Genomic DNA, 24,204 nt, shown 5'->3' with positions numbered 1-24,204 from the left:
AGGTGGAATCGGCAATATGGGATGGGGATTGCGTATTGACGACGCAATGCTGGAGATTCGGGTGTGACTTTAGGCTTTTATTTTGAATCTGGAGTCGCCATACTCGCCGCGCATGAATCTCGACATTCTCCAGAAAGCTGCCAACCAGGCCAGAGGACTTGCCATTGATGCCGTGTACGAATGTTCGTCCGGTCATATGGGACTCCCCCTGGGATGCGCTGAAATTGGTGCGGTTCTCTTCGGAGACCTACTGAATATTAATCCTTCCGAGCCTCGCTGGCTGAATCGCGATCGTTTTATTCTGTCCGGCGGTCACGGCTCCATGTTCCTGTATTCATGGTTGCATTTGACGGGATTCGACCTGAGCCTCGACGATCTCAGAGCCTTCCGTAAAAAAGGTTCCAAAACACCCGGACACCCGGAATTCGGCGATACGCCCGGAGTGGAATGTACGACCGGACCATTGGGGCAGGGCGTTGCCAATTCAGTCGGCTTCGCTTTGTCCGCCAAACGTGCCGCAGCGAGATTCAATACTCCCGAACATACGATTTTCAACCAGATGGTATACTGCCTGGCCGGCGATGGCTGTATGCAGGAAGGGGTCTGCCGCGAAGCCATGGCCTTGGCTGCCGTGCTGAAATTGGACAATCTCGTCGTTATCTACGATTCTAATGACATTACGCTGGATGCTCCGGCTGATAAAACCCAGCTTTCCGATGTGGATGGTTTATACTCCAGCCTGGGCTGGGAAGTCAGCACGATTGACGGACACAATATCTCCTTGATTGCCGACACCGTTGCCCGGCTCCGTTCCAGCAAGAACGGCAAACCCAAGCTTATCATCGCCAAAACGATCATTGCCAAGGGCGTGCCGGAAGTTGCCGGTACGACCAAGGGACACGGCGAAGGCGGGGCCAAATTCTGGCCGGAAGCTCACGCCAATTGGGGACTGCCCTCTGATGAACGATTCTACGTTTCGGAGGAAGTTCGCTCCTACATGGCATCTCTGCGTGCCAGGCGTGAAGAAGCATGTCGGGCGTGGCACGCCACCTTCGATGCATGGAGCAAGGCCAACCCTGATCTTGCTGCCGAATTGTCTGCCGGGATGAAGGCATGTGCCGAAGGGATCCCCGCCGGGGAAACGGACAAGGCTATTCCTGCGTTCGACCCGTCTTTTGCCGATGCGACGCGTTCCGCCGGAGCCAAGGTAATTAACGACATAGCCAAGGCCGATCCCTTCTTCCTGACGACCAGCGCCGACTTGTACAGCTCCAATAAGAACTATCTCAAGGATGCGGGAGACTACTCTCCGGAAAATCCCACCGGACGTAATTTCTGGATTGGCATCCGCGAACATGCCATGGGCGCTATTTGCAACGGCATTGCTTATGACGGTCTGTTCCGTGTGAGTGCCGCAACCTTCCTGGTGTTTGTGGACTACATGCGCGGATCAATCCGTGTGGCCGCCTTGAGCGGATTGCCTGTGACATACGTGCTGACTCACGATTCCGTCGCTGTCGGTGAAGACGGTCCGACCCACCAGCCGACTGAAACCTACAGCAGTCTCCGCGTGGTACCGAACCTTGATGTCATTCGACCCGCTGATCCTGAAGAAACGGCAGGTGCCTGGATGGCAGCCATGGAACGCCACACAGGACCGACAGCTCTGATTCTTACCCGTCAGAAGGTGGCGACTCTTAACGATCTTCCTGTTGAGATGCGTCGGCAGGGTGTGCTCAAAGGCGGATACATTGTCCGCAAGGAAAAGGGAGTCCTTAAGGCTATCCTGCTCTCTTCCGGTTCTGAACTTTCCCTCGCTCTTCAGGCGGCGGATCGTTTGGGAGATGGCATTCGCGTCGTTTCCATGCCGAGTTTCTACCGCTTTGATGCTCAGAGTCCCGCATATCGTGAGAGTGTTCTGCCTGCCTCCTGTGAGAAGCGGATATCCATTGAAGCCGGTGTAACATCCCTTTGGTGGAAGTATGTCGGACTGGAAGGTGAAGTCATCGGAATCGACCGCTTCGGCTTCTCCGCTCCCGGAAACCAGGTCCTCGAAGGACTGGGCATGACGGTGGATTCCGTCGTGGATGCCGCCAAGCGTGTGCTTGCCCGTTGAGGATTCCGAAATCGGACTTTCCTAGGGCTGTTCCTGCCATGTACAGGAACAGCCTTTTTGCTTGTCTTCCTCATCAAGAAAAAGGTATATAGTCAGGCCTATGTATCGGTTTCATCAATATGCGGGGAAACTCGCACTGACCGTAGGAATGGGAGCTGTCTTTGCAGCATCTTCGTGGGCTGGTCCAGAGGCTCCCAACAATGTCGAGCGCCCGGCGCCCACGAAAGGTGCTCCCGTTCAGTTTGGATTCGGAGGGGCTGACAATAGTGAATTCATGTTGAACGGCAAACCGTTCCAGATTCGTGGCGGCGAAATGCACCCCCAGCGTATCCCCAAGGAGTACTGGCGTCACAGAGTTCAGATGGCCAAGGCTATGGGGCTCAACACGATTGCTTTTTACGTGTTCTGGAATGATCTGGAAAAGCCCGATGGTACGTTCGACTTCAAAACGGGAAACCGCGACATTGGCGAATTCCTCAAAATTTGTCAGGAAGAAGGCATGTGGGTTCTCTTCCGTCCGGGGCCGTACGTGTGTGGCGAATGGGATCTGGGCGGTTTGCCTGCCTATTTGCTGAAGGATCCGAATGCGAAGATCCGTACGACGGAGGACGCCCATTTCATGAAGGCCCAGGAGCGTTATCTGAATGCCATAGCCAAAGTGGCAGAACCGTATCTGGCCAAGAACGGCGGCCCCATTCTCATGACCCAGTTGGAAAACGAGTATGGCAGCTACCAGCGCAAGGATCGCAAGTACATGGAATGGCTTAAGGATTTCTGGACGAAGAAAGGCTTTGCCCCATTCTATACATCCGATGGCGCCGGCGAAGGCTTTTTGCGTGGAGTCGTCTTGCCCGGAGTGGCTGTCGGTCTGGATCCCGGACTTAACGATGCTGCCTGGAATGTAGCCAATAAGTGTAATCCCGGTGTTCCCGTCTTTTCATCGGAAACTTATCCCGGTTGGCTTCGCCACTGGGGAGAAGGCAATTGGTCTCCCACCCCCGGCATTGTGGACAATGTCCGATGGTTCATGGACAAGGGGCGTTCCTTTAGCCTGTTTGTCGTACATGGCGGAACCAATTTTGGGCTGACCGCAGGTGCAAATACCGGGGGGCCGGGACAATATGAACCCGATCTGACCAGTTACGACTACGGATCTCCCATTGATGAACACGGCAGACCCAACGAATTCTACACGAAGATCCGCGATATCATTATTTCCAAGGTGCCGAAGGAAGCCGGCATTCCCGAGGTTCCTGCTGAAATCCCGTCCATGGAAATTCCGGAATTCAAGCCCGTCTTCCATGCCGGACTCTGGGATAATCAACCCAGGGCATTTGCGAAAAAGTATGATACTCCTCCCTATTTTGAAATGTGGGGACAGAATCAAGGGATGGCTATCTACAAAACGACTATCCCGGCAGGCCCTGCCGAAACCCTGACGCTGGATCATGCCAACGATTACGCCATGGTGTACCTCGACGGCAAACCGGTGGGTACCCTCGACAGGCGCGAAGGTAAAAAATCTCTGGAAATCCCTGCACGTAAGAAGACGGCCACTCTGGAAATCCTTGTGGAAGCCATGGGGCACGTCAACTTTACCATTGGTATGGAAAAGGACCGCAAGGGGCTTCATGGCGATGTCAAGCTGGGCGATAAAAAGTTGACAGGCTGGATCGTCAAACCCATGCCTTTGGCTCCAGAAACCATCGTGAATGCTCCTGCTACCAAAAAGGGGACCGGAGCCCGCAAGGGAGCTCATTTCCGTGCTGTGATCAATCTTGAAAAACCGCAGGATACTTTCCTCGACATGTCGAAGTACACCAAAGGCTACCTCTGGGTCAATGGCCACAACATGGGGCGTTACTGGAACATCGGGCCTCAGCTTCGCTTGTATGTTCCGGCTACGGTTCTGCGTTCCGGCAAGAACCAGATCGACATCCTTGATCTTGTTGAAACCGAACCTCAGCCCGTACGCGGCATGACCGAACGCAATAAGGAACCCGGCAAGGTCGAGACGAAAAACCTGAATAACGAATGGTAATCAAGTAGACGAATCCGGATACGTTAGACACTTCCATCAGAGCCGCTTCTTCGGGAGCGGCTCTTTGATGTTCTATGGATTCATTTTCTCAAGTTGCTTGGTCGCAGATTCTGGTGGAGACGGCCCACGATAAAGGAGTATCGCCCGGCATGTCTATTATGAAGGGAACCCGTGAGTGCAGATTGACATCTGCACCGCGTTTGACAAGGGATTGAGCGAGTTCATATTCTCCCATAGCGAGGGAGAATATGAGCAGGGAGGAATTATTTTCGTCCGTCAGACTGGCATTGCCGGTTTCTGCTGTTGACTTAATCATTTTTCGCGTGTCTCCTGTCAGGTATTCTTGCACAACTTGATGTGAGAAAGGATACAGGATGTCGTAAATTCCCAACAATACAGTATTGCCCCATTTGCTATCGAAATAATATTGGACGAACTCCCTGCTCGCCTCAGGGGTGATGAGGTCGGCGGTTGTGATGAATCTGTTGTAGCATTGCTGGATTTGAGTTCGTTCTGCCTCGTTCCATGACGGATGAAAATCCAGTTGCGACCCCATATTCCCCTTGAAATAAAACGGGATAGTTAACAATGTAAGACTGAGACCCAATTCGAATTTTCGCTTTTCCCCATATTCGATTCTCAAATGAGTAAGGAAATCCCGTCATGGAGTAAAGGAGATTATCCCTTGAAAACATCACGGGCAACCGCCTGGCGAGAGGAGATTGCCCGTGATCGGAGAGATTGAATGCGATTCCGTTAGCTTAAGGCGGATGCTTTGTTAATGGCGGCGCGGGCACGGATGATATCGTCCTTGTGCTGGTTGCCGGAGCTGCGTTTGACGGTGAAGAGTTCCTTGAGAAGAACGTTCATGTCTGAAACAGCCTTTTTGAATTCGGCGCTGGCCTTGGGAGATGCTGCCTGCTTTCTGAGGATTGTGATTTTCTCGAAATCTTCGAGACCGTCACGGAGTTTTTCAAAACGCAGAGAACTGCGGTTTCCTGGATAGACGAGGTAACAGTCGCCAGGCTTCCAATTGCCGAAATCGGTGGTTTCCAAGGGGTTTCTGCCCCAGGAATTATAAGCCCATCTCAGGATGCCGTCCAGATTGTTGGCGGCGGCGAAGATACCGAGCCATTCCGATTCGGCTAGTGAGGATTTAGTGAAAGTATTGGGCTTGGCTGGCGAGCAGCAGATATAAAAAGTCGTCTTTTGGCCTTTCTTCTTCCGGGCTTCAAGTACTTTGCCGACGGTATCCGCATGGGTGATACTGATGGAGAGATCATAAACCCTATCCGTCATGGAGGTAGGGTGGTTGAAGGCGGAAACCATACGCATGCCCGGGGTGTATTGATCAAGCAGTTTCTGAGCTGCGGCGACCATTTTGTCGGGGCGTTCATCAAGGCCGATGCAGGTACGTTCCAGCCAGCCTTTCTGTTTGAGATGTTTGACGAAATCGGTGAGAAATGGTCCCCAAATGGCTTCGTATTCGGCATTGTCGGGGTTGAGTGGTTGTTCCTTGTATTCACCGCTGGCCTTGTCGAGATAGCGGAGTTTCATCGACCAGGGAACCATGGTGTAGCAGTTGATGAAGGAGTCTTTCATGCCGATGTCGTTGCTCATGAAGTCGACCCACTTGTCGAAATTGGTGTAGTCGTAGCTCATGGTGCCGTCTGTATTTTTGATCCATTCGATCATGGAGGGCCACCAGTCGTAGGTTTGCTCGTTCCATGCTTCATGGATCAGGGAACAGGTGATGGTCTTTTGCCCGGCATCCGCCAGGCGCTTCATGAGAGGTCGCATCAGATCGAAATGTTCCTTGGACCATGGTTTGACGTCATGCCAGCGGGCGACTGCTTCCGGGTGCTGCCAGAGATCAAGGTGCATAGTCCAGTCTTTGGCTGGCGGAAGTGCCGCCTTCATGACATTGATCTTGATGGGGATGTCAATGGATTTCTGCCCTTGGGAATGGACGGAAACGACGCCTTTATATGCACCGGGAACTGTTTGAACCGGAATATCGGCCTGGACCCATACAGAGCGGATTTGCCCGGCCGGGATGTCGATTCTGTCCCAATCCGGATCAATAATGTCGGCGATAGCATCTTTGTCGGCTCCGGTGAAGCGCACGAATGAGGCGGAAACAGGAATTTGAGTTCCATCCGGTCCGATAAGAGGCTGTGTCGAGAGGCGAACTTGTTGTAACCCTCCGTCTCCGGAGATGGCAATTTGTCCATTGACTCGTTCTCCCCTCCAGGCCGTGTCGATGATACCCGGCTGGATACGGGAAGGGTCGATTGGACGATCTCCCGGTTGGCGTTCGTCGGCTGAGATGGGAATAGCCTGTAGTCCGGCGTGATCGGATTCGGCAAAGCCTTGAATTTCGACGATATGTCCGCCGGATTGTTTGCCGGCGGAGTTGTTGGTGATTGTCGTGCGGACGTACCGGACAGTAGTGGCAGGGAAAGTGTAGGTACTGCCGTCCGCCGTACCGGAAATGGAATTGGCGCTTTGGTCGACGAGTGTTTTCCAAACTTTACCGTCTTTGGAACCTTCGATTTTAAATTGGTAGATGCGTCCGTCGGCCCAATAAGGCCAGAATCGGATGGAGGAAAGAGATTGGGGTTTCCCCATATCGACCTGAAGCCAAACAGGAAGGTTTTCGCAGCCCCAGTATTTGCCGCTGTCGGATGCATTGCCGTCGACGGCCAGTTCCGGAAGAAAATCTTTGTAAACTCCGCTCGCCGTAACTTTGGCATGCTGGAAAAGGTTGGTCGAGAGGGAATTATTTGTCTGGGGCAGTGTAGGTTCCGGGACAGGATGGCGATTGGGAGAGTAGGCGGCCGCACTTAGAAGCGACAGGGAAACTGCGGCATACGTGATCAGAAAACTCTTGGGATTCATGGTAATTACTAGTACGTGAAGAAACTTGCTTTCTTTCAGTGGAACTTGGGGGGGATGCTGTTTATGAGGAGAGGAATCCTCACTCGGACTGGGGCGGGAGAGGGGGGCTTTTCCTGGTGACTGTCCGGAACATCGGCTGATGGGATGGCAGGTTCCAATTCCAATGGATGGAGGCAAGGCGTACGAGCAGGGTGATCCAGAAACCGGTGATGAAACAGACGGAATTATCGACGTTGAACATGTCCAGCAATACATAGGTGGCCGATCCCAGGAAGGCGGCCGTGGCGTACAGTTCGCCGGGACGGAAGACGTACGGCACATTGCCCGTGAGGGCATCTCGCAGAAGCCCCCCGGCTATCCCCGTACAGATACCCATGACGATGGAAACAGCCGGACCGAAACCGTTCAGAATGGATTTTTCCGTCCCGATAACGCCGAAGAGGGCCAGGACGATGGCGTCTGCAATGCGGATGGTGCCCAGGGGAGGAGGATATTTCTGGGCGGTGAAGAAGGTGATGAAACATGTGACGCCGGAAATAAGCAGGAAATTTTCACCCGTGGGCACAGTCCAGTAAACGGGCAATCCGAGTAAAATGTCACGGATGGTACCTCCTCCCAGAGCGGCTATGGTTCCTGTGACAATGACGCCGAACAGATCCATTTTGACGCGTGACGATGCAATGGAGCCGGCGATGGCTGCAACAATCGTGCTGATGATTTCGCAAGAGCTCAGGAACATCTGGAAAAAGGAAGGAGGAAAAGTAAAAGGGCTGATTACCCGACGGAAATCCAGGGAAGGATTTCGTGTTGGCGGGAACAACTGAGGGTAGTATCGGAGAATCCTGTCCTGGTTATGGTTCGCGCCATGGTTTCCATGGCGATTTCCTCCGTGTTGCTTTCGCCGCTCAAATGTCCCAGGATGATGTGGCGAAGTCCGCCATGAGCAATTTGTTCAACGAACTCGGCGGCTTGCTGATTGGAGAGGTGGCCGTGGCGTGATGCAATGCGCTGTTTGAGAGGCCAGGGACGCTTGGGTGTAGTTTCAAGAAGATGGGGATCGTAGTTGGATTCGATGTAGAGTGCATCGACATGTTCCAGGCTGCGGGCAATGGTTGTATTGCAGCAGCCTGTGTCGGAGAGGAATCCGAGTGTACCGTCCGTGGTTGCCATTCTGAACCCGACCGGATCTACGGCATCGTGTGATGTGGCGAATGGCATGACGGTGATGTCGCCGATCTGGAAGCTGGAGCCCTTTTCAAAATTGATCCACGAAGCGTTCGGGGCTTTTTCCTTCAAGTACATGCATGTGTGCCGCGTTCCCATGACGGGAATTTTATACTTTTTAGTAATCTGTCCGAGGGCCTGGCTGTGATCGGTGTGTTCGTGAGTCAGAAGGATGGCACTGATTCTCTCTAGGCCGATACGTAATTCTTCCAACTTCTTTTTCAGACGAAGGGCGCTGAAACCGGCATCAATCAGTATCATTGTGTTTTGGGTACGAATGACGGAGGCGTTCCCGGAACTACCGCTGCCCAATACACAGAAATCCAACATGGGCGCGATTTTAGCAGAGCTTTGCGGAGTCGCAAGCGCCCAAATCGTTCTTCCCGGATTTTTTTTTGCCTAAAACCTCTCTTTTTTAACATGCGTGATTGACTTTTGACAGGTATTGAAGTGTATTGAAATGCACTGAAGTGTATCTCATGTGATGCTTAAAGGTATTTCCAGTGAACTGCGTAGCAAGTTTATCCACAAACTCGACCCCAAGAATCGCGTTGCGATTCCCTCTGAATGGGAGCCGGGCGAGGGGTGCCCCTTGCTGTTGCTGGAAGCCAAGAAGGAAGGACTGAAGATGATCAAGGCCCTGACTCACGCGAAGTTCGACGAGTATGTGGCGATGGTACGTAGTTCGGACAAGACTCCCGCAATCAAAGAAATGGTGATCGGGCGCCTGTATGCCGAATGTGTTGAGACGGTGATTAGTGCCCAAGGCAAAATGCTGATTCCTAAAAAAATGTGCGAACAGGCGAATTTGTCCGGAGAAGTCAGACTTGTCGGTCGCGGATCCTACTTCGAAATCTGGAGACCGGATATTTACGACGAATTTGAATGTCTTGAAAAAGCCAGGCTGGAAGAGTTCAGTGCAGAATTTGGAATTTTCCAATGAAGACCCCCGAATACAAAACGATGTCCCTTCAGGACGCGGAATTATTTCAGCGTCCCGGGTGGATCGTGGGGGCGGATGGCATTTGCATCGTGACGGGAAACGAGCTGGAAACTCCGGGATATCTGGTGACGTTCTGGACGGATGGTGCTCTTGCTCCTGAAGATGTCTCGGCTTGGAATGCCGCCAAGGCTGCCAATGCTGAGGAAATGAGTCGGGCTGGACAGAAAGGAGCCTACGGGAAACTTGCCGAATTGGGGGAACGCTTGAACGGAACGTTTGAGACGATTGTGGAACGCGTACTGGCGGAAGGCCGCCATGGAGTGGAGTCCCCCTCTGAACGCCTGGCTCTTCTGGAGGCTCTGGAAGCCGGAGAAGGCTATCAGTTGATTGCCGCAGGCATGTTCGGGAATCATGCTCATGTGTTGATGGGATTGACCGGGGAATGCGGCATCGACGCATGCGTGCGCATGTGGAGGCTGGCTGCTCCCGCTATGGGTGAGAACTTCTATGGACGTTCCGTTCGTCCGGAAGAACAGAAGCGGTTCATAGACTCATTGCTTTCCGAAGCCGGAGAAGTGATTGCTCCTGCTGTGCAGGATGGGCACGAATTCTCCAGTAAAGAACTTGCTTTCAGTCATGTAACCGTACTTTTGGAGGAGACTGTCAATCTTGTTGATCCGGAGGAAGGAAAGTTGATTGTTGATGCGACTCTTGGCGGTGGAGGCCATACGGAGTTGATGCTGGAACGAGGCGCTACCGTCTGGGGCATTGATCAGGATCCGGATGCCCGGCGCGCGGCAACTCTGCGCTTGGCACGCTTCGGCGGCAGATTCAAGACTTTGGCCGGCAATTTCCGGGATATGGAAGCTTTGTTGGCCGAACAGGGAGTGGACAAGGTAGACGGTATTATTGCCGACCTCGGTATATCCTCTCATCAAGTGGACACGGCTGAACGCGGCTTTTCTTTCCGGGAAGATGGGCCGCTTGATATGCGTATGGGGCCGGAGTTGAGAAAATCCGCTGCGGATATCGTCAACTCCGCTCCTGAAGAAGAAATCGCCGGAATCCTGTGGGAATACGGCGAGGAACGCGCTTCCCGCGCGATCGCACGGGCCATTGTCAAAGCCCGTTCCGCAGCTCCGATCACGACGACGCTCCAGCTTGCCGGTATTGTTTCTTCCGTATTGCCTCGCAAGGGCAAGCAGCATCCTGCCACACGCACATTCCAGGCATTGCGCATTGCAGTCAACGACGAGTTAGGCGCACTGGACGATTTACTGGATGCTTCCGTCAAACTTCTCCGGAAAGGGGGGAAGATGGCTGTCATCACCTTCCACAGTCTGGAAGACCGCCGTGTCAAGCAGTTCTTCGATCTGCACAGCCGCCGTGAAATCGACCGCAAGGAATGGCCGGAACCAAGGCCCAATCCCGATTACTGTTTTCAATTGTTGACCCGTCGCCCGATTGTGGCGGATGAACGGGAATTATCTCTTAACCCCCGATCCCGCAGCGCCAAGTTGCGCGGTGTAGAAAAAACAACCGACTAATTTATTTATTATGAGCCGCTTCAATTCCCGTCGCAAAGACCACCAGGTAAGTCTGGGTTTCATCGTCTGGCTGGTTTGTTTTGCCGTTATGTTATGTTCCGCAGGAGTATGTATCGGCGTGTTAAAAAACGAACAGATAGATACCCAGCGCGATATTGAACGCATGAATGTTGAAATAACTTCCTGTGAACTGAACATGAATCATTACCGGGCCAAAATCGCTACGAATACAAGTCGTTGGGCGATACGTGACCGGCTTGCTCAGAACAAATCCATTCTGCAGGAAATCCAACCTGGGCAGATTGAGTCCATCCGCCGCGACAACAGCCAGCCGGCTATGGCCGCTAAATAAGTACAATTCCTTTTCCCCTTTGTTCTCCTATTCGTGCCTTCTCCGACAAAGTCCTTTTTTGCGAATCGTTGCCTCGTCCTTTGTTGCGTGGCCGGGGGGATCGTTTCGTTGTTGGGGATGAAGTTGGTGGATATTCAGATTGTCCATGCCTCGGATAATGGTCCGTATTATGGCCGCAGACTTGCTGAAATAGAAGAATTTCCTGCGAGGAGGGGATTGATCATGGATTCCCAGGAGGAAGTTCTGACGACCAACGTCCAGACATCGGAGTTGGTTGCCGATGTTTATCATTTGAACGACCCCAGGCTCATCACATGGGGGCTGGCCTACTCCAAGGCGGTCCATTCGGACAAGTGGGCGACGCTGGATGAAGCCGGTCGCGAGAAACTGGTCTCCAAATACCGTTCCCGCCTGCTTGCCCAGGCTGCTACGAAAAAAGATGGAGATCCGGAATATAAGCTTGCCCAATTACTTCTTTCCGACGACTCCAAGGCCAATTCCATCGTAAAAGCGGAGGATGTCAAAACGACGATTCATGAACGGCTTGAGAAATTGTATGACTGCGATATTGCCGAGTCCTATATCCGGGAGCATATGAGTTATGCCGCTGCCGTGATTGCGCCCTTTCTGGAGGGTGTTACATATGAGGAACTATTTGCCAAGTTGAGGCAGGATAATGTCGGAAAACAGCAGATGCGTCTGGTTATTGCTCAGAATCTGCCGGAAGAAAAAGCCGAGTTGATCAAGCAAGCCCTTCAGGATGCACGCGTGCAGGGATTCAAATGCGAGACGATCTGGAAGCGCGTTTACGTCGCTCCGACGTGTTTGACGCATATTCTCGGTTATGTTGGTCAATTGACGGAAGGTTCTCCCTTGCTGAACGGTGTTGCCGGACTGGAAAAGACGATGGATCCCTACCTGGTGGGACAGAAGGGGTTTCGCGAATCCCGCCGTAACAACCGCGGACAGATTATTCCCTCCAAGGATGACAGGTTCAAACCTCCGGTCGATGGACTGAACATCAAGCTGACCATCAATATGGAACTTCAGACGATCGTTGAGGAGGAATTGGATAAGGGACTTGCTTATTACCATGCTCCCCGGGGTACGATCATCGTTGTAGAACCGCACACGGGAAATATTCTCGCCATGGCCAGCCGTCCCCAGTTCAACCTCAATACCAAGGAGAACATGCAGGAAGGGGCGCTCAATTTTGCTGTCCAGGGACTGTATGAACCGGGTTCGACTTTCAAGCTCGTTTCAGTTACTTCTGCAGTGGATACGGGTAAGTTGACGTTTAATTCGATGATTGATTGTTCGACGGCGCCCGTACCGGGATCGAAACCCGTATCGGATGCTCCCCGGCATTATGGCATGTTGTCTGTGGCGGACGTTTTGAAGAAATCCAGTAACCCCGGTGCTTTCCGCATCGGGTGCCGGGCAGGTGGCTGGAATGTGTATAAGAAGTATCTGGAAGCATTCGGGTTCCGCAAGAAAACGGGAATCGAATTGCCTTCGGAAGCACAGAGCCAGTGTCAGGATGGAAATAACTTCTCCAACTTCTCCCGAATTACCTACGGTTATTCCGTCATGGTGACTCCGCTTCAGGTTGCTATGGCTTATGCGGCCGTGGCTAACGGTGGCGTTTTAATGAAACCGCGGCTTGTGGATGTCATTTACGATAGCGACGGTACTATTGTCGAACGCCGCCAGCCGGAGGAAGTAAGGCGGGTGATGAAGGAATCGACTTCTCGCGCCATGAGAGATGCCCTTGCCCGCGTTGCAGGGGAGGGGGGAACCGCCCATCGCGGAAACGTACCCGGATACCAGATCGGCGGAAAGACGGGGACTGCCCACAAGGTTAAGGAACATGGGGGGTATTATGACAACCGCTATACGGTTTCTTTTGTAGGATTGCTGCCTGCCGCTGATCCGGCATTCGTCTGTCTTGTCGTTGTAGATGATCCGCATCCGACGGATTGCCACCCGGGCGGCGGTACTGTTTGTGCTCCGATTTTCAAAAATGTTGCAGGAAGATTGGCTGCGGCATTGAATGTTCCTCAAACCACCCCTATACAAGGCACGGGCCGAATGGCCCGGACGGATGCTCCTCCGGCAACGCCGGCGGTTACGCCTCCTCCTGTGAAGAAACGGCAGTTGAAAAAAACAGTAGCTTCTTCCAACAGAAAAAAAGTTAAAAAAACCTTATCTCCCTCACCCCGTACCAAGAAACGTAGCGCATGAAACTGAAGACATTGTTAAAATCCCTGCCGGGTTGCCGGGTTGTCGGTTCCGAAGAAGTCAACATTTCACGCGTTGAAGTGGACAGCCGCAAGGTTCAGCCGGGAACATGCTATATTGCCATACCGGGAACCAGGGTGAACGGGGCGGATTTTATCCCTGCGGCAGTACGCCAGGGAGCCCGTGCCGTCATTTCCGAAAAAGCGGCTCCTGCCGATTTGGATGCCAAGGTCTCTTGGGTTCGTGTCACGGATGCCCACAGGGCGGCAGGCGTGCTTGCCGCGGCTTGGCATAAATTCCCCTCTCGAGCTATGAAGGTAGTCGGAGTGACGGGAACGAACGGAAAAACGACAACTTCTTATATGGTGCAGGCCTTGTTCCGCAAGTGCTGGGACCGTGCCGGATTGATCGGTACTGTCGTGTGCGACAATGGCTGCGAACGCTATCCTTCCGTGCAGACGACTCCCGGTCCCCTGGAACTTGCGGACATGATGGAACAGATGGTGGATAACGGGTGTCGCGGCGTTGTCATGGAAGTTTCTTCCCATGCCTTAAGCCAGCAGCGTGTGGCCGGAGTGGAATTCGATATAGGCATTTTCACCAATTTGACCCAGGATCATTTGGACTACCACAAGACTATGGAGGATTACTTTATGGCGAAAGCGTCCCTTTTCGAACAAATGGCATCCCAGGGCGGTCGGAAAAAACCTGTTGCCTTGGTCAATGTGGATGACGCCTATGGTCGCAGACTGGTTGAGATGTTTTCTTCCAGACTGACGGTTAAAACATTCGGTTCGTCTTTTGCTGCCGATTTCCGGATGATTCCTCATCATATTTCCGCAAGGGGCAGCGAATTCGAACTGGTTTACAAAAACAGGTCCTATTTGGTGCGTTTGCCTTTGATCGGACGGTTTAACATGTACAATGGCCTGGCTGCTCTTGCCGGAGCCGTTTGTGCCGGAATCCCTGTTCGCGAAGCGGTTGCAGCTTTGGTCGACTGTCCGCAGGTTCCAGGAAGAATGGAGCTTGCCGGCAACCGCGAAAACGTACATGCGTTTGTCGATTATGCCCATACGCCTGATGCTTTGGAGAATGTCTGTAAGACGCTCAAGGAACTTTGCACCGGTAAGTTGATTACCGTGTTCGGGTGCGGAGGCGACCGCGACAAGGGCAAACGTCCCCGGATGGGAGCTGTGGCTGCCCGCTATTCGGATTTTTGTATTGTGACTTCCGACAATCCCCGGAGCGAGACTCCGGAGGACATCATCCGCGACATCATTTCCGGCATGCCGGAGAAGGGCGTTGTCGCGATTGCCGATCGTGCCGAAGCCATCAAGCAAGCTGCGGCACTGGCTGCCAAAAGCGATATTATCCTGATCGCCGGCAAGGGACATGAAACCTATCAGGAATTTGCCGATGGACGAATTGACTTCAACGATTTTGTCCATATCCGCCGTGCTCTGATGCCCGAAACCGGGACTCTGGAGCAATAATGATCCCTCCCTTTTCCCATTTATGTATAACCTGACCTCCTCGCAATTGGCCTGCATCATCCAGGGAACTTTGTTCTCGGGAGCGGGAGATTGCGTCCTTGGCGGTACGGTTGGTACGGATAGCCGGGTTGTGGAGAAGGGAATGATCTTTTTTGCCTTGAGCGGAGAGAAGTTCGACGGTAACGCATTTGCTTCCGAGGCTGCATCCAGGGGGGCTTCGGCCGTTGTGGTAAGCCGTCCCGTCGAAGTGGATTCCTCGGACTGCGCGGTGATTGTGGTGGAAGATACGCTGGTTGCCTTGCAACAACTGGCCGGTTGGTGGCGGGATTGCCTGTCTTCGCTGGTGGTCGTCGGCGTGACAGGTTCCAGTGGTAAAACATCGACGAAAGATCTGACTCTTGGAGTCCTTTCCCAGGCTTTCCGGGTGACGGCGACGAAGGGTAATTTCAACAACCATATCGGCGTTCCTCTCAGCATTTTGAAGGGATCTCCTCAGGATACCGCCGCCATTTGGGAGATGGGGATGAACCACGCAGGGGAATTGTCTCCTTTGTGTGCGATGACCCGCCCCTTCGTCGGCTTGATTTCGTCGATTGGTTCGGCCCATATTGAATTTCTCGGTTCCCGGGACGCCATTGCGGAAGAAAAATGTACGTTGGCGCGGAGCTTGCCTGAAGACGGTGCCATGATTTATCCGGCGGATTGCGATTATGCCCGGTTGATTCGTTCCTCGACGAAGGCTCGTTGCATTGCCGTCGGGATAGGAATGGGCGATGTCCGGGCGGAAAATGTTTCCTTTGATGAACATGGGTCGCGCTATACCTTGGTTATTGACGGATTCTGCCGCCGGGAAGTGCGGTTGAATGTCCATGGCCGCCATATGGTGTCCAATTCTCTGCTGGCTGCGGCAACGGGTTGGTTTCTCGGAATGGAGGCGGATGCGATTGCCAGAGGGCTTGCCGAAGCCTCATTGACAGGAGGGCGCCTGAGATGTTTTGTCGACCGCGGGGTTCTTGTCGTGGATGACACCTACAATGCCAATCCGGAATCCATGGTTGCCGCCTTGGATACCCTGTCTATGATGAATGGGGTGAAGGGACGCCGCTGGGCTGTTCTTGGCAGGATGGGAGAGTTGGGCGACTTTGCCGATGAAGCCCACCGCCGTGTCGGCGAGCATGCTGCACAATGTGGTTTGGACGCATTGGTTTGCGTCGGTCCGGAAATGTCCGGCATGGCGGAAGCCGCCCGTGATATGCCCGTGTCCGTACAGTTCGATACCCGTGAAGCCGCCGCCGCGTGGCTGAAAGACCAAATCTTACCTGGGGATACCGTTTTGTTCAAAGGGAGCCGCTCTTCCAGCATGGAACTTGTAATGAACCAAATTTTCAGTGACCAACCATGACTTCATCTCTCATTCAAATCACTTTTGCCGGATCGGACTTCATGGGAAGTCCTCTGACTCGTTCTTTGCTGGCTTGTGCGATTTCTTTCTTGTTCGTCATCCTCGTCGGTCCTCGCGTCATACGCGAGTTAATTTCCCTGAAGGTCGGACAACCGATCCGTACGGCGGAAGAAGTTCATAAACTGGCGGAATTGCACGGGGCCAAAGCCGGGACTCCGACAATGGGCGGTGTCCTGATTCTGGGAGGAACCCTGCTGGCAACTATTCTGTGTGCGGAATGGAACAGTGTGTTGGGCACCAGTATGGCGGTGATGCTGGCTTTGGGTGGATTGGGATTTTGGGATGATTACATGAAGGTTAAGAAGAAGAACTCGGACGGTGTTTCCGCCCGGGTGAAGCTGGCATACCAGTGGGGTGTGAGTTTACTAGCTGCCGCTTTCCTGTATGTCTGGCCCGATGCCGGTTCCCGTCTCCCTTATCCCGAACTGATCAGTCAGCTCTATATCCCGTTTTACGGAGCTATCGACATGGGCTGGCTTTGCATACCGTTTTGCGCCCTGGTACTGGTATCGGCATCCAACGCTGTCAATCTCACGGATGGTTTGGACGGATTGGCATCAGGTTGTGCGGTTACGGCGGGCGTTGCCTATGCCATGATTGCCGTTATTGTGGGGTATCCTCCTCTGGCTGCATCGTTTTCCCACTTGCCAAATCACCCGATGGTGCTGGAAATGAGCGTGATGATGATGGCTCTTGTCGGAGCTTGCCTGGGCTTTCTGTGGTATAACTGTTATCCGGCCAGGGTTTTCATGGGAGATACGGGATCTCTTGCGATTGGAGGTGCATTGGGTATGGCGGCCATTTGTACGGCTCAGGAATTGTTGTTTGTTGTTATTGGCGGGGTTTTTGTGATGGAAGCCACATCCGTCGTTTTGCAGGTGGCCAGCTTCAAATCGCGTGGGAAACGCATTTTCAGGATGGCTCCTATCCATCATCACTTCGAATTGGGAGGCTGGAAGGAAACGCAGGTTATCGTCCGCTTCTGGATGATCGGGCTGATTCTGGCCATAATCGGTTTAACTTGTATCGTTATTCAATAATTCCATGAATCTTCAATCGTTAAAGGTTGCCGTGCTCGGCGCGGGCCGTAGTGGAAAAGCCGCCGCACTTCTGGCCAAGAGCCGGGGTGCGGATGTGTGCGTTTTTGATTCTGCTTCCGTGAGTGAGTGGCATGAAATTGTACCGTTGGTCGAACATGCCGGAAATGAGGACGCCGAACGCTTTGGCGCTGATTTGGTGGTCATGTCTCCCGGAGTGGAACCCGACTGCCCATTTGCCTTGGCTTTTTCCAGCCGTGCCGGAGAATGTATTGGAGAATTTGAATTTTCCGCCCGTTTTTACCAAGGCCGCATTATTGCCATTACCGGTACGAATGGCAAAACGACGACGACGGCGCTGATTGAGAAAATTCTGCTTTCCGCCGGGTTGAAAGCCGTAGCTTGCGGTAACTACGGGATCCCGGTTTCGGAATTGCTTTTGCGGGACGAAATACCGGAAGTTCTGGCATTGGAATCGAGTTCGTTCCAGTTGGCCGGTATCCGCGATTTCCACCCCGATGTGGCCGTCTGGCTGAATTTTGCTCCGGACCACATGGACCGGTATCGATCCGTTGAGGATTACCGCAACGACAAATTGCACATATTCGATAATCAGACGGAAGCCGACTGGGCTGTCGTCCGTGCCGGAGAAAATCTCCCGGCACTGAAAGCCCGTACGCTGACTTTCTCTACGGAAGGTTTGCCTGCAACGCTGACCTGCCGCGACGGTGTCGTTATGGAAAGCGATTCCATTGTCGTGGATCTTACGGAAACCCTGATGAATCAGACGCACAACACGGAGAACGTGATGGCTGCCTTTCTGGCCTGCCGTGCGCTGGGTGTGGATGAGGACGTTATCCTTGCCGCCATCCGCGGATTTACACCTCCTGGACACCGTTGCGAATTGGTTCGTTATCTGGACGGAGTGATGTGGCTGAATGATTCCAAGGCGACCAATCTGCATGCTCTTGTGGCGGCGATCAAGTCGCAGAAAGCGCCTGTGGTGTTGATTGCCGGAGGCAAAGACAAGGGGCTGGATTATGTGTCGCTGCTCCCCTTACTCCGTGAAAAAGTCCGTGCGGCAGTTGTATTCGGGCAGATCCGGGAACAGTTGTATTCTGAGTTTTCTCCGGTCGTTCCTACTTACCGGGAAAGCGATGTCGAAGCCTGCGTCCGGCGGGCTCAGAAACTTGCACAGCCGGGAGACATTGTTTTGTTTTCCCCGGGAACCTCTTCATTTGATATGTTTACCGGATACGTCCAACGCGGACAGGTATTCCGGACCGCCGTATTAGCATTAACCTCTCAACAGTAGAAACACGATTTCCATGCACAAGAACACATCCAAAGATAGGACTGTTGTTAAAAGGGTTCCCCCGAAAAGGGGATTTTCCAAAATGTTTCAGGGCAAGGTAACCCGTTACCGAAGCCGTATTTCCGAGTTTGAGGACGATACTCCCAGCAGCACGATTGTGCGTATTCTGGTGGGCGTGTTGCTCATCCACTTGATCGTGATCGGCGGCGTCTGGTTGCGCGGTTCCTTGAAGAAAGACGAAGCCGAAACCCGGGTCAATATTCCCGTTGCCCAGAATACGGCTACCCAGACGCAGGAGCAGCCTCAGCAAAACCAGCCGCTTCAGCAGCAACAGACGACAGCCCAGACGCAAACTCCGACCGGGGCACCTCTGATCACAGATAAGAATTCTATGGCGGAAGTTCCTCCTGCCGTATCCCAGCCGCATTCTTCCTCCGGACAAGAGCAAATCCCTCTTGCCCTGCCCGTGGATGGAACATCGGGCGGACAGGTGGTTCAGCCGTCCGTTGCCTCGAATCGTCCGGCAGTGTCGGCTCCAACTGTTCCTCGGAATGATCAGCCGGTTTCGTCCGGTTCGGTTGCCGTGATCGAACCTGGCCCTGCCCGTCATATCATCGCAACGGGGGATACCTGGGAAAGTATTGCCAGGGATAATAACTGCACGGTTGAAGGCCTCAAAACCGTCAACCCCGGTGCTGTTCTCGCAAGTGGAGCAACTCTTGTGATTCCCATGAAGCCGGGAGAACGTGAAAAAGTGATCCAAGCGCGTCAGGAAGAAGCAATTCGCAATGCCGATGTCGTTTATGTCATGAAAAGAGGCGATACTTTGTCCAAGGTTGCCCGGCAGTACAAGGTGAGCGTGGCTTCTCTCCAAAAATACAACAACATTACCGATCCCCGCAAGGTGAAGATTGGACAGGAGATTAAAATCCCCAAGCAATAAAAAACTGTTTTACGGAACTTTTTCATGTCATCCAAGGTCAGCATTATTCTTGTTTGGTTTTCTGTCATTGTCCTGCTTGTGGTAGGACTGGTGATGGTTGCCAGTACGGGAGTTTGGGTTGAACCCGAGGACGATCAATACGGAATGTTGTACAAACAGATGCTCTTCTCCGGTTTCGGTTTGATTGGAGCTCTTCTGTTGGCTCGCATGAATTATGAGTTCTTCCGCAAATATATCTGGCTAATTATCGGATTTGCCTGCTTGTTGCTGGCATTGTGCTATGTCCCCGGCATTGGTCGGGAGATTAACGGGGAACGCCGCTGGATTAACCTCGGCATCCAGTTCCAGCCGAGTGAATGTGCTAAGATCTGTACGATGATGCTACTGGCTCACTGGTATGCCTTGCACCGGGATGTCGCTTCCAAGTTTATTGGCGGGTTCATCAAGCCGGGCATTCTATTCGGTATTCCCTTGTTGTTGATCTTTTTTGAAAAGGATATGGGGACTGCCTCGGCTTTGGGAGTTGCCGGATTATGCGTCATGTTTGCCGCTGGAGCCAATGTCTGGTATCTGTTGGGGACAATTGTAGTCGGATTCGGAGGTCTTTACTACATGGTGCAGACCAACGCCAACCGGTTGGAGCGTATTAGAGCCTGGACGGATTTGGCCGCTTATAGTGACGGAGCGGGACTTCAGCAATTCCGGGCGATGCTGGGAATGCAGCGCGGTGGTATTGAAGGGATTGGTCTTGGTAATAGCGTGGAAAAGCATGGAACACTTCCTTTTGCTCATACCGATTTTATTTTTGCTCCTTTGGGCGAGGAATTCGGGTTGATCGGCACGATGACCGTGCTGTTGTGTTTTTCCCTGTTTGCTTTTGCCGGCATGTCCGTGGCCATGCAGACGAACGACCGTTACGGTCGCTTGCTGGCGGTGGGCATTGTTGCTCTTGTTTTTTGTCCGGCCATGTTGAATATCGCTGTGGTGACGGCTGCCTTGCCCAATTCCGGCCTTCCTTTGCCATTTATCAGTTTTGGCGGGACGAACTTGATTTTTACACTGGGAGCCATCGGTATGTTGACGAGTATCCAGAGGCATTCTTATACGCCGCCTCCTGCGTATGAATTTTCGAGAAGAGATGACAGATCCGTAGACCTAAGATTATGAATGAGAGCCAAGGAAAAAATCTAAGTGTCGTGATAGCCTGCGGAGGAACCGGGGGCCATCTGTTCCCTGGTATTGCCGTCGCGCAGATACTGAAAAAGAAGGGATATCGGGTGACTCTGCTCATTTCCCGCAAGAAAGTCGATGCCCAGGCGACGGAACAATATGGGGATTTGGATTTCAAGACGGTGGAAGCCGTCGCCATGCCTAAGATCCCTTCGATCGGCATGTTCAAGTTTTTCTTCCTCATGTGGAAGACATGGCGCAGTTGTAAGGCTATATTGAAGGAAGTGCAGGCAGATGTCGTCGTCGGCATGGGCGGTTTTACTTCTATGCCTCCGGTCGTGATTGGTAAGAGAATGGGATTGAGGACGTATGTCCACGATTCCAATGCCCTGCCCGGAAAAGCGAACCGGATGACCTCCCGGTGGTGTGACAATGTCCTGCTGGGGATGGAGGAGGCGTGTCACTATTTCGACAAAGGAAAATCTATCGTGACGGGTACTCCCGTCAGAATGGAACTGGAAAAAGTCCTTCCCAGGGAACAAGCTTACGAACAACTCGGTTTTCGTCCCAAGGGGAAACTCGTTTTGGCGATGGGCGGTTCCCAGGGGGCACGCAATCTCAATACCTTGACGATTGAAGCTGCCGGAGAATGCCGTGATTTGTGCGAATTTCTCGTGATTACGGGGACGTCTGATTATGAACGGGTCAAGGAAATGTGTGCGGGATTGGACAATGTTCACCTGATGGCCTTCTGTTCCTGCATGGGGGCGGCGTATAGCGCGGCGGATGTGGTGATTTCGCGTTCGGGGGCTTCCAGTTTAACGGAACTGGCCCATATCGGAAAAACATCCCTGCTGGTTCCGTATCCATTTGCCGCTGATGACCACCAGGCTCATAATGCCCGGGTCTTTTCATCCCACAAGGCTGCTCGTGTTTGTCGTGAAGAATCGCTGACGAGTGAAACGATTGTCGGATTTTTGAAAGAATTGTTGACGGATGACAAGCTCCTGTGCGAGATGGAGTCCGCCGCAAAGCGGCTTGATGTTCCCGATGCCGCCGACCGCATCGTTGCCGTGGTTGAAAACAATAATGCCCCAGAGAAGAATGATTGATGAATTGAGAAAAAGGCTTTTGGATCGTGATCATCCCGCCCGGATCCACTTGATTGGCGTAGCCGGATCCGGTATGTCCGGTCTGGCTTTGATCCTTCTGGAGATGGGGCATCAGGTGAGTGGTTCCGATAGGGTAACCAGTGCGGAAACGGAACGTCTCCAAGGTTTGGGGCTGATTTTCTCGACTCCTCATACGTCAGTTGTTCTCGACGGAGTGGAAATGGTTATCTACTCCAGTGCTATCCGCCCGGAAAATGCTACATTCAGCGCTGCCCGGGAGAAAGGCATTCCTTGTTACCGCCGTGCCGAATGCCTGGCCGCTGTCTTGAATGCCAAGAAAGGCGTCATCGTTTCCGGTACGCACGGGAAAACGACGACTTCTTCATTATCTGCCCATTTGCTTCGCGAGGGGCGCATGAGGCCCTGCCATTACGTCGGAGCAGAAATCCCCGTTCTGGGTGCCAATGCCCACTGGAATGAAAACAGCGAATACCTTGTCGCTGAAGGAGATGAAAGCGACGGAACTCTCGTCAATTACATTCCCGAACATTCTATCGTTTTGAATGTGGAAGCCGAGCACCTCGACTTTTACCGCGATTTGGATCACATTAAGAGCGTGTTTGATCGCTTGTGCCGACAAACGAGGGGATGTATTTTTTATTGTGCCGCAGATGCCGGCGCCCGCAGCGTATGTTCCAAGTATCCGAATGCGATCGGATATGGATGGTCGGATGCGGATTACATTGCGACCGATGTCCATGAAATGCGCGGACATACGGCCTTTACCGTCGAGTTCCGAGGTGAGGTAATCGGTCGTGTTGAGTTGGGCATTCCAGGAAGACATAATGTCCTCAATGCTTTGGCCGCGATTGCATTTGCACGTGAGGCCGGTGTGGATTTTGATTCGATCACGCGCGGTCTTGCCTCATTTGCAGGGGCTAAGAGAAGGTTTGAGACCAAGTATCTGTCCCCTTCCTACCGCATTGTGGACGATTACGGTCATCACCCCACGGAGATTGCCGCGACTTTGCAGACAGCCCGCTCTCTGAATCCCAAGCGTCTTGTCGTGTTGTTCCAGCCTCATCGTTATTCGCGTACGAAGATGCTTCATGATGATTTCGGGAAGGTTCTGCAGAATGCCGACCAAGTATTCGTAGCCGATGTCTACCCCGCGAGCGAACTTCCGATCGAAGGTATTAGCGGTCAGACGATCGTGGATGCTATCCACCGTAACGGGCCGACAGGTACGGAGTTCCTTCCAGATCTGGCGACGGCTCACCATGCCGTGGGCAACTTCCTCCGGCCCGGGGATCTTCTGATTACTTTGGGGGCCGGCAATGTCCATGAATGCGGTACGAGAATTGCTGCGGACCTGGCCATTCTGGAAGATATGTTACGTTTTGGAGGCCCGGATATCCATGGTTGTCTGTATGAGCCTATGCGTCGTCATACTACGATGGGAGTTGGCGGATGCGCCCAGTATTGGATGGAACCGGAGAGTGTGACTGCTATGCGCGAAGTCGTCAACTATTGCCGTGAACGGAGTATCCCTGTTCGCATGCTGGGGCGCGGCTCCAATGTCATTGTGCGCGAAGGAGGAATCCGTGGAGCCGTCATTCATCCCTTCGGGGGGGAATTCGATGCTATTGCTCTGAACCCGGACAAGACGATTACCGCCGGTGTCGGTGTGCGTTTGAAAAAGCTGGCAACCGTAGCCATCCAGGCCGGTATTTCCGGATTTGAGTGGATGGATGGCATTCCAGGTAGTGTCGGGGGTAGTCTTCGCATGAACGCTGGAGCTATGGGGGCCGACATGTGGAGCAGATTCGTGTCTGCCATCTGCCTGGATGACGACGGAGAAATCCGGGAGCACAGGAAGGAAGACATGGTGGCCGAGTACAGAATGATTCCCGAGTTTGTGACGAGCCTTGTTCTGCAGGCGACCTTCCGGGGAACGACAGGTCCGGATACGGAGGCTATGCAAAAGATGGTTGAAAAAAACCGTGAAAAGAGGAAAATCTCACAGCCTCTCGGTGCTAGCGCAGGGTGCGTGTTCAAGAACCCGGAGGGAATCCCTGCCGGTCGTCTGATTGAAGAACTCGGCCTCAAGGGGGCCTGCGTAGGTGATGCCTGCGTATCTGATGTCCATGCCAACTTTATCGTCAACCGGGGGCATGCCCTGGCGACTGATGTGACGGAACTGATTGATCTGATTCGTGCGAAAGCCAAAGAGGAACGTGGAATCGAATTGAAAAGCGAAGCCCAGGTCATCGGCGATAGAGAACCACAATTTTAGCGTATAAATAC

18 protein-coding genes are annotated in these 24,204 nt (G+C 53.0%); 14 read left to right on the top strand and 4 right to left on the bottom strand.

Annotation, left to right across the window (positions count from 1 at the left end; all coding sequences use genetic code 11):
* Window positions 1–112 precede the first annotated feature (112 nt).
* Both tkt and QET40_RS12210 read left to right on the top strand, forming a co-directional pair.
* A complete protein-coding gene (tkt, locus tag QET40_RS12215) occupies window positions 113–2,116 on the top strand; it encodes a transketolase (protein ID WP_280127452.1) in 2,004 nt (667 codons plus the stop codon).
* A 100-nt stretch (window positions 2,117–2,216) separates the two neighbouring features.
* A complete protein-coding gene (locus QET40_RS12210) occupies window positions 2,217–4,157 on the top strand; it encodes a beta-galactosidase (RefSeq protein ID WP_280127451.1) in 1,941 nt (646 codons plus the stop codon).
* A gap of 88 nt (window positions 4,158–4,245) precedes the next feature.
* Here the strand turns inward: QET40_RS12210 and QET40_RS12205 are convergent, their stop codons facing one another.
* From QET40_RS12205 to QET40_RS12190, 4 genes are all read right to left on the bottom strand, one after another.
* Window positions 4,246–4,713 (bottom strand): hypothetical protein, encoded by a 468-nt coding sequence (locus QET40_RS12205; RefSeq protein ID WP_280127450.1) that lies wholly within the window; start codon window positions 4,711–4,713, stop codon window positions 4,246–4,248.
* Between the two features lie 200 nt (window positions 4,714–4,913).
* A complete protein-coding gene (locus QET40_RS12200) occupies window positions 4,914–7,058 on the bottom strand; it encodes a glycoside hydrolase domain-containing protein (protein ID WP_280127449.1) in 2,145 nt (714 codons plus the stop codon).
* A 79-nt stretch (window positions 7,059–7,137) separates the two neighbouring features.
* Entirely contained in the window at window positions 7,138–7,797 is a 660-nt protein-coding gene (locus tag QET40_RS12195; protein WP_280127448.1) for a trimeric intracellular cation channel family protein, read from the bottom strand.
* 35 nt (window positions 7,798–7,832) lie between these two features.
* On the bottom strand, window positions 7,833–8,612 hold the full coding sequence (locus tag QET40_RS12190) for an MBL fold metallo-hydrolase (RefSeq protein WP_280127447.1): 780 nt from the start codon (window positions 8,610–8,612) through the stop codon (window positions 7,833–7,835).
* Window positions 8,613–8,766: 154 nt separating this feature from the next.
* Here QET40_RS12190 and QET40_RS12185 point away from each other — a divergent pair, with 154 nt between their 5' ends.
* The 12 genes from QET40_RS12185 to murC all read left to right on the top strand — a co-directional run bounded on the left by QET40_RS12185 (window position 8,767) and on the right by murC (window position 24,193).
* Window positions 8,767–9,225 carry a division/cell wall cluster transcriptional repressor MraZ gene (locus tag QET40_RS12185; protein WP_280127446.1) on the top strand — a complete coding sequence of 153 codons (459 nt, stop codon included), beginning with the start codon at window positions 8,767–8,769 and terminating at the stop codon, window positions 9,223–9,225.
* Window positions 9,222–10,772, top strand: coding sequence for a 16S rRNA (cytosine(1402)-N(4))-methyltransferase RsmH (rsmH, locus tag QET40_RS12180; protein WP_280127445.1), 1,551 nt, complete (start codon window positions 9,222–9,224; stop codon window positions 10,770–10,772). Before QET40_RS12185 ends, rsmH begins: the two co-directional genes overlap by 4 nt.
* 10 nt (window positions 10,773–10,782) lie before the next feature.
* The gene (locus QET40_RS12175) at window positions 10,783–11,124 is read left to right on the top strand and encodes a hypothetical protein (protein WP_280127444.1); all 342 of its coding nucleotides are present in this window, start codon (window positions 10,783–10,785) and stop codon (window positions 11,122–11,124) included.
* Between the two features lie 117 nt (window positions 11,125–11,241).
* The gene (locus QET40_RS12170; RefSeq protein ID WP_280127515.1) at window positions 11,242–13,368 is read left to right on the top strand and encodes a penicillin-binding protein 2; all 2,127 of its coding nucleotides are present in this window, start codon (window positions 11,242–11,244) and stop codon (window positions 13,366–13,368) included.
* A complete protein-coding gene (locus QET40_RS12165) occupies window positions 13,365–14,858 on the top strand; it encodes a UDP-N-acetylmuramoyl-L-alanyl-D-glutamate--2,6-diaminopimelate ligase (protein ID WP_280127443.1) in 1,494 nt (497 codons plus the stop codon). The genes QET40_RS12170 and QET40_RS12165 overlap by 4 nt, the downstream gene beginning before the upstream one ends.
* 22 nt (window positions 14,859–14,880) lie before the next feature.
* Window positions 14,881–16,260 (top strand): UDP-N-acetylmuramoyl-tripeptide--D-alanyl-D-alanine ligase, encoded by a 1,380-nt coding sequence (gene murF, locus QET40_RS12160; protein WP_280127442.1) that lies wholly within the window; start codon window positions 14,881–14,883, stop codon window positions 16,258–16,260.
* Window positions 16,257–17,360, top strand: coding sequence for a phospho-N-acetylmuramoyl-pentapeptide-transferase (mraY, locus tag QET40_RS12155; RefSeq protein ID WP_280127441.1), 1,104 nt, complete (start codon window positions 16,257–16,259; stop codon window positions 17,358–17,360). The genes murF and mraY overlap by 4 nt, the downstream gene beginning before the upstream one ends.
* Before the next feature lie 4 nt (window positions 17,361–17,364).
* Window positions 17,365–18,672: a UDP-N-acetylmuramoyl-L-alanine--D-glutamate ligase gene (gene murD / locus QET40_RS12150; protein ID WP_280127440.1), complete on the top strand. Its 1,308-nt coding sequence runs from the start codon at window positions 17,365–17,367 to the stop codon at window positions 18,670–18,672.
* An 82-nt stretch (window positions 18,673–18,754) separates the two neighbouring features.
* Window positions 18,755–19,615: a LysM peptidoglycan-binding domain-containing protein gene (locus QET40_RS12145; protein ID WP_280127439.1), complete on the top strand. Its 861-nt coding sequence runs from the start codon at window positions 18,755–18,757 to the stop codon at window positions 19,613–19,615.
* A 24-nt stretch (window positions 19,616–19,639) separates the two neighbouring features.
* The gene (locus tag QET40_RS12140; RefSeq protein ID WP_280127438.1) at window positions 19,640–20,782 is read left to right on the top strand and encodes a putative peptidoglycan glycosyltransferase FtsW; all 1,143 of its coding nucleotides are present in this window, start codon (window positions 19,640–19,642) and stop codon (window positions 20,780–20,782) included.
* Complete coding sequence (gene murG, locus QET40_RS12135; RefSeq protein WP_280127437.1) at window positions 20,779–21,897, top strand: undecaprenyldiphospho-muramoylpentapeptide beta-N-acetylglucosaminyltransferase; 1,119 nt, start codon at window positions 20,779–20,781, stop codon at window positions 21,895–21,897. Before QET40_RS12140 ends, murG begins: the two co-directional genes overlap by 4 nt.
* Window positions 21,875–24,193: a UDP-N-acetylmuramate--L-alanine ligase gene (gene murC, locus QET40_RS12130; RefSeq protein ID WP_280127436.1), complete on the top strand. Its 2,319-nt coding sequence runs from the start codon at window positions 21,875–21,877 to the stop codon at window positions 24,191–24,193. The genes murG and murC overlap by 23 nt, the downstream gene beginning before the upstream one ends.
* Window positions 24,194–24,204: the final 11 nt, after the last annotated feature.

This window comes from Akkermansia sp. N21169 (genome assembly GCF_029854675.1).
In the GTDB taxonomy this organism is placed as follows: domain Bacteria; phylum Verrucomicrobiota; class Verrucomicrobiia; order Verrucomicrobiales; family Akkermansiaceae; genus Akkermansia.
This window is presented reverse-complemented; position numbering and strand designations above follow the sequence as displayed.

What these genes read in the sequence shown, in the direction of transcription:
- tkt (WP_280127452.1), top strand. Translation starts at nt 113, where the DNA reads ATGAATCTCGACATTCTCCAGAAAGCTGCCAACCAGGCCAGAGGACTT.
- QET40_RS12210 (WP_280127451.1), top strand. Translation starts at nt 2,217, where the DNA reads ATGTATCGGTTTCATCAATATGCGGGGAAACTCGCACTGACCGTAGGA.
- QET40_RS12205 (WP_280127450.1), bottom strand. Translation starts at nt 4,713, where the DNA reads ATGGGGTCGCAACTGGATTTTCATCCGTCATGGAACGAGGCAGAACGA.
- QET40_RS12200 (WP_280127449.1), bottom strand. Translation starts at nt 7,058, where the DNA reads ATGAATCCCAAGAGTTTTCTGATCACGTATGCCGCAGTTTCCCTGTCG.
- QET40_RS12195 (WP_280127448.1), bottom strand. Translation starts at nt 7,797, where the DNA reads ATGTTCCTGAGCTCTTGCGAAATCATCAGCACGATTGTTGCAGCCATC.
- QET40_RS12190 (WP_280127447.1), bottom strand. Translation starts at nt 8,612, where the DNA reads ATGTTGGATTTCTGTGTATTGGGCAGCGGTAGTTCCGGGAACGCCTCC.
- QET40_RS12185 (WP_280127446.1), top strand. Translation starts at nt 8,767, where the DNA reads ATGCTTAAAGGTATTTCCAGTGAACTGCGTAGCAAGTTTATCCACAAA.
- rsmH (WP_280127445.1), top strand. Translation starts at nt 9,222, where the DNA reads ATGAAGACCCCCGAATACAAAACGATGTCCCTTCAGGACGCGGAATTA.
- QET40_RS12175 (WP_280127444.1), top strand. Translation starts at nt 10,783, where the DNA reads ATGAGCCGCTTCAATTCCCGTCGCAAAGACCACCAGGTAAGTCTGGGT.
- QET40_RS12170 (WP_280127515.1), top strand. Translation starts at nt 11,242, where the DNA reads ATGAAGTTGGTGGATATTCAGATTGTCCATGCCTCGGATAATGGTCCG.
- QET40_RS12165 (WP_280127443.1), top strand. Translation starts at nt 13,365, where the DNA reads ATGAAACTGAAGACATTGTTAAAATCCCTGCCGGGTTGCCGGGTTGTC.
- murF (WP_280127442.1), top strand. Translation starts at nt 14,881, where the DNA reads ATGTATAACCTGACCTCCTCGCAATTGGCCTGCATCATCCAGGGAACT.
- mraY (WP_280127441.1), top strand. Translation starts at nt 16,257, where the DNA reads ATGACTTCATCTCTCATTCAAATCACTTTTGCCGGATCGGACTTCATG.
- murD (WP_280127440.1), top strand. Translation starts at nt 17,365, where the DNA reads ATGAATCTTCAATCGTTAAAGGTTGCCGTGCTCGGCGCGGGCCGTAGT.
- QET40_RS12145 (WP_280127439.1), top strand. Translation starts at nt 18,755, where the DNA reads ATGTTTCAGGGCAAGGTAACCCGTTACCGAAGCCGTATTTCCGAGTTT.
- QET40_RS12140 (WP_280127438.1), top strand. Translation starts at nt 19,640, where the DNA reads ATGTCATCCAAGGTCAGCATTATTCTTGTTTGGTTTTCTGTCATTGTC.
- murG (WP_280127437.1), top strand. Translation starts at nt 20,779, where the DNA reads ATGAATGAGAGCCAAGGAAAAAATCTAAGTGTCGTGATAGCCTGCGGA.
- murC (WP_280127436.1), top strand. Translation starts at nt 21,875, where the DNA reads ATGCCCCAGAGAAGAATGATTGATGAATTGAGAAAAAGGCTTTTGGAT.